General features: G+C 28.9%; 11 protein-coding genes. 1 reads left to right on the top strand and 10 read right to left on the bottom strand.

Translation table 4 applies throughout. The annotated features are described in order from the left end of the window. Nucleotides 1-87: 87 nt before the first annotated feature. From AAHM97_RS01445 to AAHM97_RS01400, 10 genes are all read right to left on the bottom strand, one after another. Nucleotides 88-1,263: an acetate kinase gene (locus AAHM97_RS01445; RefSeq protein ID WP_342269178.1), complete on the bottom strand. Its 1,176-nt coding sequence runs from the start codon at nt 1,261-1,263 to the stop codon at nt 88-90. Next, nucleotides 1,264-2,271, bottom strand: coding sequence for a phosphotransacetylase (locus tag AAHM97_RS01440; protein WP_342269177.1), 1,008 nt, complete (start codon nt 2,269-2,271; stop codon nt 1,264-1,266). Between the two features lie 15 nt (nt 2,272-2,286). Next, on the bottom strand, nt 2,287-4,905 hold the full coding sequence (gene adhE / locus AAHM97_RS01435) for a bifunctional acetaldehyde-CoA/alcohol dehydrogenase (protein ID WP_342269176.1): 2,619 nt from the start codon (nt 4,903-4,905) through the stop codon (nt 2,287-2,289). 1 nt (nt 4,906) lies between these two features. Continuing rightward, nucleotides 4,907-5,683 carry a pyruvate formate-lyase-activating protein gene (gene pflA, locus AAHM97_RS01430; protein ID WP_342269175.1) on the bottom strand — a complete coding sequence of 259 codons (777 nt, stop codon included), beginning with the start codon at nt 5,681-5,683 and terminating at the stop codon, nt 4,907-4,909. Nucleotides 5,684-5,749: 66 nt separating this feature from the next. Then, entirely contained in the window at nt 5,750-5,986 is a 237-nt protein-coding gene (locus AAHM97_RS01425; RefSeq protein ID WP_342269174.1) for a glycine radical domain-containing protein, read from the bottom strand. Between the two features lie 67 nt (nt 5,987-6,053). After that, nucleotides 6,054-8,144 carry a formate C-acetyltransferase gene (gene pflB / locus AAHM97_RS01420; protein ID WP_342269173.1) on the bottom strand — a complete coding sequence of 697 codons (2,091 nt, stop codon included), beginning with the start codon at nt 8,142-8,144 and terminating at the stop codon, nt 6,054-6,056. A gap of 418 nt (nt 8,145-8,562) precedes the next feature. Continuing rightward, on the bottom strand, nt 8,563-9,525 hold the full coding sequence (locus AAHM97_RS01415) for a hypothetical protein (RefSeq protein ID WP_342269172.1): 963 nt from the start codon (nt 9,523-9,525) through the stop codon (nt 8,563-8,565). A gap of 9 nt (nt 9,526-9,534) precedes the next feature. Continuing rightward, the gene (locus AAHM97_RS01410) at nt 9,535-10,407 is read right to left on the bottom strand and encodes a hypothetical protein (RefSeq protein ID WP_342269171.1); all 873 of its coding nucleotides are present in this window, start codon (nt 10,405-10,407) and stop codon (nt 9,535-9,537) included. Nucleotides 10,408-10,417: 10 nt separating this feature from the next. Further along, complete coding sequence (locus tag AAHM97_RS01405; RefSeq protein ID WP_342269170.1) at nt 10,418-11,347, bottom strand: alpha/beta hydrolase; 930 nt, start codon at nt 11,345-11,347, stop codon at nt 10,418-10,420. Nucleotides 11,348-11,349: 2 nt separating this feature from the next. Beyond that, nucleotides 11,350-12,222 (bottom strand): HAD-IIB family hydrolase, encoded by an 873-nt coding sequence (locus tag AAHM97_RS01400; RefSeq protein ID WP_342269169.1) that lies wholly within the window; start codon nt 12,220-12,222, stop codon nt 11,350-11,352. Between the two features lie 106 nt (nt 12,223-12,328). Here AAHM97_RS01400 and AAHM97_RS01395 point away from each other — a divergent pair, with 106 nt between their 5' ends. Continuing rightward, the gene (locus AAHM97_RS01395; protein WP_342269168.1) at nt 12,329-12,799 is read left to right on the top strand and encodes a hypothetical protein; all 471 of its coding nucleotides are present in this window, start codon (nt 12,329-12,331) and stop codon (nt 12,797-12,799) included. The last annotated feature ends 257 nt before the right edge of the window (nt 12,800-13,056 follow it).

Raw genomic sequence — 13,056 nt, 5'->3', positions numbered from 1 at the left:
ATAAAATGTCATCTCTTTGCAGAAATGACATTAAATTTAATAAAATCGCATTGTAATTTGACAAAATACATTAATAAATTAAAATTATTATTTTATAATTTTTTTAGTTGAACTACAAATCATTAGTTCCTCATCGGTTCTAACAGCATATATAGGATAAGCAGATTTTGCTGATGATATTTTTGTAAAGTCATCATATGATTTTTTATTCTCATTTGAATCTATTTCAAGACCAATTATCTTCACATTTTTTATTGCTTCTTCTCTTAATAAATAAGAGTTTTCACCAACACCTGCAGTAAAAATGACTGCATCAACTTTTCCATCTAATTGATTAGCATAATTTACAATAATATCTGATATTCTTTTTTTATAAATATCAAAAGCTAACTTCGCTTTTTTATCTCCTTTTTCCAAAGATTGGGTTACATCTCTAAAATCAGAACTTACACTACTAACACCTAGTAAACCAGATTTTTTGTTAAGCTCATCAACAATTTCGTGAGCAGTTGTATTTTTTTTACCTGCCATATAACTTATTATTGATGGGTCTACATCACCAGATCGAGTTCCCATCATAAGACCAGCTAATGGAGTAAATCCCATTGTTGTATCAAAAGATTTATTATCTTTCACACAACAACAACTAGCACCATTACCAATATGACAAATGATTAGGTTAACATTATCTTTTTTTAAAATTGACTTCATTTTTTCTGTAATAAATTCAAAACTTATTCCGTGAAAACCATATCTCTTTACATCATATTTTTCATAATACTCTCAATTAATCGGATAAAAGTGATTTACTTGTGGAATTGTCGCGTGAAAAGATGTGTCAAAACACCCTACAAATTTAGTTTTTGGTAACACATTTCTAAATGCTTCAATTGTTACCATCGCAGCTTTATTATGTAATGGTGCTAAATCAATACAAGCATTCATTTCCTTTAATACATTATCATCTATTAAGATTGGTCTATCTAATTTTTTTCCACCATGAACAATTCTATATCCAACACCTAATATATCATCTAATTTAGTAATTATTTTTAGATTTAAAAGGTTGTTTATTATTTCTTTAGCAGCTAATGTATGGTTTTTAAAGTTATATTTTTCCTCAAACTTTTTTTCACCATATTTAATTGTAAGTACTCCATCCACTCCAATACGTTCAGCTAAACCTTGAGCAATTTCTTGGTCTTTTACATTAAATATTTTGAATTTTATTGAACTACTTCCAGGGTTTACAACTAAAATCATTTATTTTTTTCCTTTCTGACTAATCTGGGCCATATAGGCTTGGTATAAAGTGATAATAGCAGCTCCGTATATATCATCATATGTAGAACCACGACTAAGGTCATTTACTGGTTGATTTAAACCTAATATGAACGGACCAAAGGCATTAAAACCACCCATTCTTTGTAATATTTTATAACCAATATTTCCAGAATCTAGATTTGGAAATACAAATACATCTGGGGATTGTTTAAGCGCTTTTAATTTTGGTGCTTTTTTAAATCTAACATCTTTATCCACTGCAGCATCAAATTGAATTGGACCATAATATAGATCCTTTTCCTTACTAAGTTGTTCAACAGCCTCTTCAACTTTTTTTGGGCTTGCTCCTTGGCCAGAACCAAATGTTGAGTAACTTAATAATGCTACTTCCGGTTTATCAATACCGCAGAATTTAGCAAATTCATTGTTTAGTTTAGCAATTGATACTAATTCAGTTGCTATTGGGTCAAGATTTAAAGAACAGTCTGCGAATATAAATTCATTTGAAGCAGATTTCATAATAATTGCACTAGCAGCAACACCAACATCACTACGTGTTTTGATTATTTGTAAGGCTGGGCGAATAACATCTGCTGTTGTGGTTCTTAATCCACTCAACATGCAATCTGCCATTTTATTATAAATATACATTGCACCAAAATAGTTTGGAAGTAATACCAATTTTTTAGCATCTTCTTGGGTAACTTTACCCTTTCTCATCTCGAATAATTGATTTGCAAATTTATCTAGTAATTCTGTTTCCTCTTCAATTATAACATACGACAAATTTTCACGCTTTCCACAATCATGGGGAATGTTTTCCTTTTTTTGATAAAAAACTAAACCTTTACAAAGTTGTTGGTCTACAAGAGTTCTAGAAATAGAAACTATTTTATCTTCTTCACCTTCTGGGAAAATTATTGTAAACTTGTTGTTATTATTGTATTGAGTAATGAGAATATTTTTTATTTCTTCTATTGAATACATAATTTAAAACACTAACTATTTCTTAGAACCGGCTAATTTTTTAACAGGTTTTCCATAATAGGCATCTAAATAAATTTGTTTTATATCTTCTACCATTGGGTATCTAGGGTTTGCTCCTGTACATTGATCATCGAAGGCTTCTTCTGATAAAGTATCCAATGTTGCAAGGAAAGCTTTTTCATCAACACCATAATCTTTAAAGTTAGCGTGCAATCCTACAGATTTGGTTAATTTAATAACGTTATCTATTAGAGAATCAACTAATTCTTCTTGACTTTTTCCTTTAAATCCTAATTCTTTTGATATTTGCGCATACTTCTCTAATGTATTTTGAGTTGTATATTGTGAGAAATAAGCTTGTTGACCACCTTCTACAAGACAAGCAGAGTTATAACGAATAACATATGGTAATAAAATTGCATTGGCACATCCATGTATTACACCATGTTCTCCCCCAACTTTATGACTCATTGAGTGAACTAATCCTAGGAATGCGTTGGCAAATGCCATACCTGCCATAGTTGCACCGTTTGCCACTTTTTCACGTGATAATTGTGTACCTTTATTGTAAGCTTCTGGTAGGTATTCAAAGATGTTTTTTGCTCCTTGAACAGCATAACCATCTGTAAATTCTGTTGACATAACAGATGTATAAGCTTCTAAACAGTGTGTTAGAGCATCTAGTGCAGGTGCATTTGTTGCTTGTTTTGGTAATGTCATAGTTAAGCTTGGGTCAACTATTGCAATATTTGGTGTTAAAGAGTAATCTGCTAATGGGTATTTTACGTGTGTTGCATCATCGGTAATAACAGCAAACGGAGTTACTTCAGAACCTGTTCCTGATGTTGTTGGAATTGAAATCATTTTACATTTTTTACCTGTTCTTGGGTATTTAACAATACGTTTACGAATATCTGCAAACGTTACAGCTAAATCTTTAAAAGCAATTTCTTCAGCTTCATTTTCATAAATTAATCACATTAATTTTGCAGCATCTAGTGAACTACCTCCACCAAAACCAATAATTGCATCAGGTTTATATTTTTTAACTTCATTTGCAGCTCTCATGGTTGTTGATAACATTGGGTTTGGTTCTACACTATCAAAAATTGTAAAATCTATTTTTAAATCTCTAAGTACTTTAAAGACTCTTTCACCATATAATTCGCTAATAACTTTATCTGTTACAACAAAAACTCTTTTAATTTCTAATTCTTTAAGATCTTGTAAAGCTTCCTCAAGACAACCAAATTTATGGTAAACTCTTTCAGGTAATCTAACTCATTGCATATTTTCTCTTCTTTCTACAACAGTTTTAATATTTAATAAATTTAATGGCCCAACATTAGTTGAGATTGAATTTCCACCCTTACTTCCACATCCAAGTGTTAAACTAGGATCAAGAGCGAAATTATAAATATCTCCAACCCCTCCTAGTGATGAAGGAGAATTTATTAATAATCTTCCTGCATTTAATTTTTCTTGGAAAATTTCCACATGTTCATTTCCAAGTTTAATTGATGGATCAGTTCAAAGATTGGCAGTATGACCTGCTCCCATTTGTAGTAAATCTTGTGCTTTTTCAATTGCTTCATCAAATGTTTTTGCCTTGTAAATTGAGGCATATGTTGATAACTTTTCATGGGCTAATGGTTCATCGTGAGATGTTTTTTGTGTTTCTACTAAGATAAATTGTGTAGTTTCGGGAACTGTTATTCCCACCAATTTAGCAACATCAGTTGCTTTCTTACCAACAAGGCTAGCATCTAAAACACCATAGGCATCTTTTCTAAACATTGCTTTTTCGAATTTTTCTTTTTCTTCTTTTTTTCTAACAATATATGTATTTTTACTTTCAAATAATTTAATTACAGCATCATATTGTTTTTCTAATACAATAACAGAGTTTTCAGTTGCACAAATTACCCCACAGTCAAATACATTAGATTGAATAATTGAAGATGTTGCAATATCAATATTTGCAAGTTCATCAATTATAGCAGGTGCGTTTCCTGGACCAACTCCAATAGCTGGTTTACCGCTTGAATATGCAGCTTTTACCATTCCTGGACCACCAGTTGCTAGAATAGTATCTGCGTTTGTCATAAGTTCTTGTGTATCTGTCAATGTTGGTTCTTCAATACAAGCTAATATATCTTTTGGTGCTCCAGCTTTTATCGCTGCTTGATAAACAATATCAACGGCGGCCTTTGTACAATTCTTAGCTGATGGATGGGGCGAAACGATTATTGCGTTTCTTGTTTTTAAAGCTATTAATGATTTAAATATTGCTGTTGAGGTTGGGTTTGTTGTTGGGATAACAGCACCAATTACACCAATGGGTTCATAAACTTTAGATATCCCACTTGGAATATCCTTATAGAAACATCCAACAGTTTGTAGATCTTTAAATTTATTATAAATAAATTCACTTGCTACGTGGTTTTTAAGAATCTTGTCCTCAAATATTCCCATCTTTGTTTCTTCCGCTGCCATTTTTGCAAGGAGAATTCTATTTTCATTTGCAGCTAATGCTGCTGCTTTAAAAATTTTATCAACTTGCTTTTGAGAAAATGTTGAAAATGTTTCAACAGCAACTCTTGCCTTTTCTATTAATTCAGTTACTTTACTCATTTTAAGCGCCTTCCTTTAATTCTTTTCTCATAGTATATGCTTTGTTAATAATTGCTTTACATTGTTGAACATATTCTTTACTTGGTGGTTCTACATCCTTTAAATAAAATTTCATTTTTAGGTTTTCATATTTTGGAATCATCATGTTATGATATGGTAAAATCTCAAATCTTTCCATATTCTTCAAACCCGCTATAAATTCACCTATAGCATTAAGATTCTCATCATCATCTGTATAACCTGGTACTAAAACATGTCTAATTCAGGTTTTAGTTCCCTTAGAATCAATATATTTAATACCTTCTAAAATATTTTCATTTGGCCTTGTTGTAAGGTCGATATGTTTTTGATTATCTGTATGTTTAACATCACATATAAATAAATCTGTTAATTTTATTAATTTATCTCACTTTTCTAATAGGGTAGGAGATTCACCGTTAAATGTGCCCAAGCATGTATCAACACAAGTGTGAATACCTTCTTCTTTGGCTTTTCTAAATAAATCAATTAAAAAGTCAATTTGTGCTGTTGGTTCACCGCCAGAACAAGTGATACCTCCCTCTTTATAGAATGAAATATTTCTCTTATAGTGTTCAATTACCTCATCAACTGTTATGGGATTATCACGCAAAAAAGCAATCGTTTCAGGATTGTGACAATATTTGCATTTCAATAAACACCCTTGTAAGAATAATACAAATCTAACTCCTGGGCCATCTACAGCGCCAAATGTCTCATAACTTGAATAATATCCTATAGTAGTATTATTGCTACACATATATCTCTTTCCCTTTGATTGCTTTTTTGTTTTTAAGACTTTTTTGTTTTTATAACAAGTGATTAATTACATTGCTTCGTGGAATGTTCTTGAAATTACTTCTTCTTGTTGTTCTTTTGTTAATTTTACAAAGTTAACTGCATATCCTGAAACACGAATTGTTAATTGTGGATATTTTTCAGGGTTTACTTGAGCGTCTCTTAAAACTTCTCTGTCTAATACGTTAACGTTGATGTGGAATCCACCTTTTCCCATATATCCGTCAATCATATTTACTAAGTTACTTACTTTTTGATCTGTCATAATTTGTTCCTCCTGAGGTTTAACCTCTATATAATTTTATCACTAATACAATGCTAATTTACTAAAATTAGCATTTTCTCCCAACTTTTGCTTCTTCGGGTATTGGGGTAGATAATTCAATTTCACCATGAATTACTAGATCTTCACCTTTTCCCAACGCGTTGGGTACAACTGAAAATGTATTTGAGATTCCATCTGCAGCATCACAGAATGGGATTTTTGCAACGGAAGATAATGAAGCAACAGCTCCAGAATGGTCTCTTCCGTGCATTGGATTTGCCCCTGGGGCAAATGCCTCACCGGCTTTACGACCATCCGGTGTATTACCAGTGTTTTTACCATAAACAACATTTGATGTAATTGTCAATACAGACATTGTAGGTTCACTTTTACGGTAAGTTTCATGTTTTCTAATATAATCCATAAAAGTTGAAACAACTTTTGTTGCTAAATAGTCAACTCTGTCATCATCGTTTCCATAAGTTGGATAATCACCTTCAGCTTTATAATCTACAACAATTCCTTTTTCATCACGAATTGGTGTAACTTTTCCATACTTAATTGCAGAAAGTGAATCAGCAACCACACTTAAACCAGCGATTCCTGTTGCAAAGAATCTATGGCAATCTGTATCCATAAAACACATTTCAGCAGATTCATAATAATACTTATCGTGCATATAGTGGATAACATTTAATGTATTTACATACTTGTCTGCTACCCATGCCATCATATTTTCGAATTTAGTTCATACTTCATCAAAGTTTAATGGGCCATTCCCAGTTGTAACTGGTTCAAATCTTGGTGAAATTTGATCTTTTGAAATTTCATCAATACCACCATTAATAGCGTAAAGTAATGTTTTTGCTAAATTTGTTCTTGCACCAAAGAATTGCATTTGTTTTCCAACCTTCATTGGTGAAACACAACACGCAATTGCATAATCATCTCCGTGAGTTGTTCTCATAATATCATCATTTTCATATTGCATTGATGAATATTTGATTGAAAAGTCTGCACAAAACTCTTTAAATCCGTTTGGTAAATTTTTTGATCATAATATTGTTAGGTTTGGTTCTGGACTTGGTCCCATATTTGCTAAAGTATTTATAATTCTAAACGCTGTTTTAGTAACTAGTGTTCTTCCATCAAGTCCCATTCCACCAATTGATTCAGTTGCTCAAACAGGGTCACCTGAGAAAATTTGATTATAAGCAGGTGTTCTTGCAAATTTTACAATTCTCAATTTCATAACTAAATGGTCTATTAATTCTTGAGCTTGTTCTTCGGTAATAACACCATTTTTTAGATCTCTTTCAATAAAAATATCAATAAAACCAGCATTTCTTCCAATTGATTCAGCTGCCCCATTATTTTGTTTAATAGCAGCTAAATAACCAAGATATAATCATTGAATTGCCTCTTGAGAGTTTTCAGCTGGGCGAGATAAATCAAATCCATGCATTTCTCCAAGTTTTTCAATTTGTTTTAAAGCGTTAATTTGTTCTGTTATTTCTTCTCTTTGACGAATTTTTGCTTCAGTCATTTCGCCATCAAATAATTTAGAATCTTCGATCTTTTGTTCAATTAAGAACTTAGTTCCATATAACGCAAGACGTCTATAATCTCCAATTATTCTACCACGACCATAAGAATCAGGTAAACCTGTTACTATGTGAGAACGTCTAATAGCTCTCATATCTGGTGTATATGCATCAAAAACACCTTGGTTATGTGTTTTACGATAATTTGTAAAAATATTTTTTACACGATCGGATACAACAAATCCATATGATTCATTTGCTTGTACAGCCATATTAATTCCACCAAACGGCATTAATGCACGCTTGAATAATTTATCAGTTTGCAAACCAACTATTTTTTCAAGTTTCTTATCAATGTAACCCGGCTTATGACTAATTATTGTTGATGCGATATCTGTATCGATGTCATAAACACCGCCAGCTTCTCTCTCTTTTTTAGCCATTTCTAATAATTTAGCTCACAATTTATCAGTTGCCTTTGTTGGACCTTTAATAAATGAGCCATCTCCCATATAAGGCGTGTAGTTTCTTTGGATAAAATCCCTGGTATTAACTTTATCAGTTCATTCTCCAGTTTTGAAACCGCCTCATTGTTTAAAACGATCTATTCCCATTCTTTCACCTCTTTTACAATATAATTATACCCCCTTTAAGAATCAATTAAAATTAATTAATTATATATTTAAAAGAATTAGTGAAAGTTTTTAAATTTTAAACATAAAAATATTAAATAGAATAAATCCAAACTTAAAGAAAAATGACATTTTTTTAAGATTAAATAACTATTTTCTTACAAATTTTTAATAAAATTAATCTTATAACGAAATATAAACTTGATTTTAGCTTTTTTGAAAATTTTTTTTACTTTTTTTAGTTATTTATTATTTTCTTTTAATATTTTATTGCAATTTATTATGATTATATTAAAAGAAATATATTTATTTTTTATTGTTTTAAGACATTTATAAGACAAGTATCTAATTACATAAATATAATTGTAAGTTTTTTCTTTAATTAAATAGTTTTCAGTTTCTAAATTAAATGATTTATTCTAAAAAATTCACGGACAGCATCTATATATTCATCTGTTTTCTCATAAAAACCCATTCCGTGGCTTTTATTACATAGGTCATAAAAATGATCATTTTTTTCAAATTTAATTCTATTCAACATAAATTCGTGACTTTCACTAATTAATGAAATATCATCATATTCTGAGGAAAAAAATAATGTTGGTACTGTTGATTTTGTATTTTCTAATGTTCTAGATATTGATGTATCTGATATATTTATATTATGCTTTTCCTTACAATATCGAAGATATTCATCTGTAACAAAATCAAAATTTTTTTTATGGTTCTTTGGTATATCATTATTTGCCATTTTAAATATTAATTTTTTTATAAATTTATAGTATGAATAATATGTAGAATCTGAAATAACAAATTCCAAATTATAAATATCATTTTTATTTAAAAGTATAAATTTATTTGCTATATAAGCGCCGATATCAATTCCATGAATACCAACTTGTTTTGGTTTAAATTTAGATTTCAACCATTTCAAAACAACTTCTAAATCAATTATTTCTTTAACTCCAAAAGTACAAATATTATTATCTGTGAGTTTATGGCCTCTTAGATCAAAAAGTAAGATATTAAATCCAAACTTCTTATAAAATAATAAATTGTGAAGCATTTTTTCTTTACATCCTGTAAATGTATGGATACCAACAATTCAATTCTTAGATTTTTTTTCACAAAGTGAATATAAAATATCCACACTTAATTTAGAATCCAAGTCTACAATTTTATCAAAGATAATGTCATCAATATTATAGCCTGTAATTCTTTTATCATAATTTGTTTCAATCTCTAGGTTTTTTTTGATTGTGTTCAAAAAATTACCATGAACAAGACTTGATTGAAATTTTCTTCAATTATTATTTAAGGCATCAAAAATTACCTTAAGGTCTATATCTGAAATATTGTTCATTATATTCCCCTAATTATCTTTTTTAACATCACTAACCAATTTTTCATAAAGATCTCGTACTTTATTTGATTGTTCTGTTATCTTTGGTTTTAGATGAACCATTATTTGGTATATGCTTTCAAATAGGATTAAATCTCCAGAATAGGCAAAAATATTCTTCATAGGAACATCAATATTATTTAGTGAGTTTTTGCATGCTAAAAATCTAATTTTATGAGCACTTATATTTCTTATCTCCAGTTCGCGCCTTGTTATAGAAATATCTGGAGTTATTAAAACTACATTCATTTTTTTCTTAGAAATTGACCAAGAAATTATGTTATAAACCTCATCTCAAGGTTTATCTCTAAGAATTATAATAGAAAGAGAATTGTTACTAAAGTATATAGATTTTTTAAGGTAATTATAAGAGTTAATAACTAGCTTTATATTAATATTTAATGACTCTAATTTATCAACAAAAACACTTGCACCAAAAATGTTTTCCTCTAAACCATATAATATTATTTGGTCTGAGGCAAAAATTGAAGTCGCAATATTCTCCAATACTTGATTATCTGCAGCATCAAATGTTTCATTAATTGTATACATCACAGATGATTTAATGTTTGTTATTAAAGCTTCGGTTGTTCCTGATTTATCGTGTTTGTAAAAGCCTTTTTTGACAGCCATCCTTTCACTAATTTTTAATTGTGCACTTTTTAAATTTGAGAAACCAAATTTTTTACAAGCTCTTGTGATTGCAGAATTTGAAACTGCATATTTAGTTGATAAACTAGCAATATTATTTGTACAAAAATAAGTTGCATCATTATTAATCTCATTTAAAATATGAATATCTGTACTATTTAAAAGTTTTTCATCAACATCAATGAATTTCATTTATCTCTCCTTATAATTTACTAAAAAATTCGTCTATCGATTTACAATATAAGTCAGTTTTTTGAATTGAAGCTGCAACATGTTCAGTTGTTTCAAAATCTACAATTTTATCATTTTGCTTAAATTTTTTTCTATCATCCATTAATCGATAGCTTTCACTATATAAGGTAACTTGATCTGCTTTAGAACAAATAAAAAGTGTTGGGGCAGATTTTTTACAACTATTAATAGCCTTTTCTAAAGATATTGATTCTATATCATAATTTAGTTTTTCTTTATAATATTTTATTGTAAAATCAAGAATTTTGTCATTAAATAATTCTATAGGAATTATATATTTTAAAACCCTTGCCAATACATCTCTTTGGTTATAATATGTTGAATCTGATACTACTCAGTCAATATTGTATTTCTTGTTTTCATCTAAAAGGTTAAAATAATTACATGTGAAAGCTCCCATACTAAATCCTACCAAGCCAACACTTTTAGGGGCATAATTTTCTTTCAAATGATTTAAAGCAGCTTTAAGGTCGCTTATTTCATTCAATCCCATAGTTATATACCCATCATCAGATTCACCGTGGTTCCTAAAGTCAAAAGAAAATATATTATAACCTAATTTACGATAATAATTTATACTCATAAGAACACTCTCTTTAGAAGCAGAGTACCCATGGACTCCCACGACTCATTTATCAGATACAACATCAGCTCTTAAAACCATGGCTTTTAATATAATATTGCCATCCTTGTTAAAGATATTTTCATATGTTATTTTTGAAATATCTAGTCCCACAATTCTTTCATCGTTGTTTGTCATTAGTTTATATGATTCTAAATATTTAGTTAATATTTCTTGTGAAGATGGACCATTACCATCTTTTGGTTTATGACGGTTATTAATTGCTGAAATAACCTGTTTTATTATTAAATCATCCATTATTATTTAATTTCCCCTTTATTTTTTACTAGTTCATCTAAAAAGTAAGCCACAGCATCTTCTTCAACACTTTTTTCCAATACTTTAAAAGCTATTTTTTTTAATACATCAACACCATTTTTAAGTGTGATACCAAAATTAGAGTTTCTTATGAATTCAAGATCATTATTATTATCTCCAAGTGTAATAATTTCCTTTGGGTCCGTATTTAAATAATTTTTAGCCATATATTTAATAGCAACTCCTTTGTTTGCTTTTGAACTAAAAACATCAATAAGATAGCGACCCATCATATATGTTCCCGCATTGGCGACATCATACTTTGAGATCATCTCTTCAACATCTTTTATAGACTGGATATCATTTTCTGCTAGTGATATTGTGAATTTAACTACATCAATTTTTTTTGCAATAATATCTTTCAACATATCACTTTGTTTTTTGTAAACAACAATATTATTTTTTTGTATTTCGGGATAATCATTTAATTCATTTAAGTAAAAATCTATTCTTTCGCCTGTTTCAATTCCAATAACTTTATCAAATGTATTTGCTACAATGTGATAATCTTTTTCTACACAAAACTTTGTAATATCAACTGCTATTTGATTTGCAATTGCATCTTGGTATAAAACCTTCTGACTTTGACAATCATAGATTACCGCCCCATTTAATGTTATTATTGGCAATTTAACCCCTAATTGGTCTGCTAAATGCTTAGTAACGATAAAGTTTCTACCTGTTGCTATAAAAAACTTGTTATTACTTTCCTTTTGATAAGCAAGAACACTTTCAATCGTCTTTTTAGTTAATTTACCCACAGTTGTTTGTAAACTTGTTCCATCAAGATCACACGCTATATACTTATAACTCATCTAAATAACCTCCTATTTTTATGAATATTGTCTCTATTAATTTTATCAATTATTTAAATGAAAAAGGTTTTTAATGTAAAATAAATAGAGAAAAAAGGATTTATTTATGAAAAATAGTAAGATAATAAACCGGTTAAGAGAAAAAAATAAAGAGAATATTCAAAAAACCAAGGAAGAGGCAAAAAGAAGAATCGAAAATAAAAAAGAAGAATATGAAAATGATGCATATAAATATGATCGGATACGTAAAATTCACTGATATGATTTATTTATTATCATAGCTTTAGCAGCTATAATATTTTTAATTTCATTATTATTTGGATATTTGATTGATAAAACAATTTTTAAAAAAACATGTAAATACACACTGATATTTTTTTTATTATTAGAAAATCTTGTTGCAATAATTATGGGCTTTTTTAGGAATCAACAAGCTATTAAATATTACAATGATAAACGTAGAAGATACTTCCCAATATATACAAATGAGGAGGCAATAATTAAAAAAACTCAAAAAGTTCTATTTTTGAGTTCAATGATATTATTAATTATTTCAGTAATATTATTATTTGTTTAAAATAGTATTTTCAAATTTTAAAAGTTTTTCATTTGAAATAACAAATATTTACTTGTGACCACAATAAGAAATCTAAAAGTAATTATTAATCTTCATACATAGTTATTTTGTAAGTGGTACAAAATATATAATTATTCTCACATAGAAAAACATCTAAAATTTTTATTTTGTTTAGTTTGTATTTACTACTCAAAATGAAAATAACGCCAATATCTAATTATAATATTAATATGTATATTAGATAATTAGCAAAAAAT

Source organism: Spiroplasma endosymbiont of Aspidapion aeneum, from assembly GCF_964031045.1.
Taxonomy (GTDB): Bacteria; Bacillota_I; Bacilli_A; order Mycoplasmatales; family Mycoplasmataceae.
This window is presented reverse-complemented; position numbering and strand designations above follow the sequence as displayed.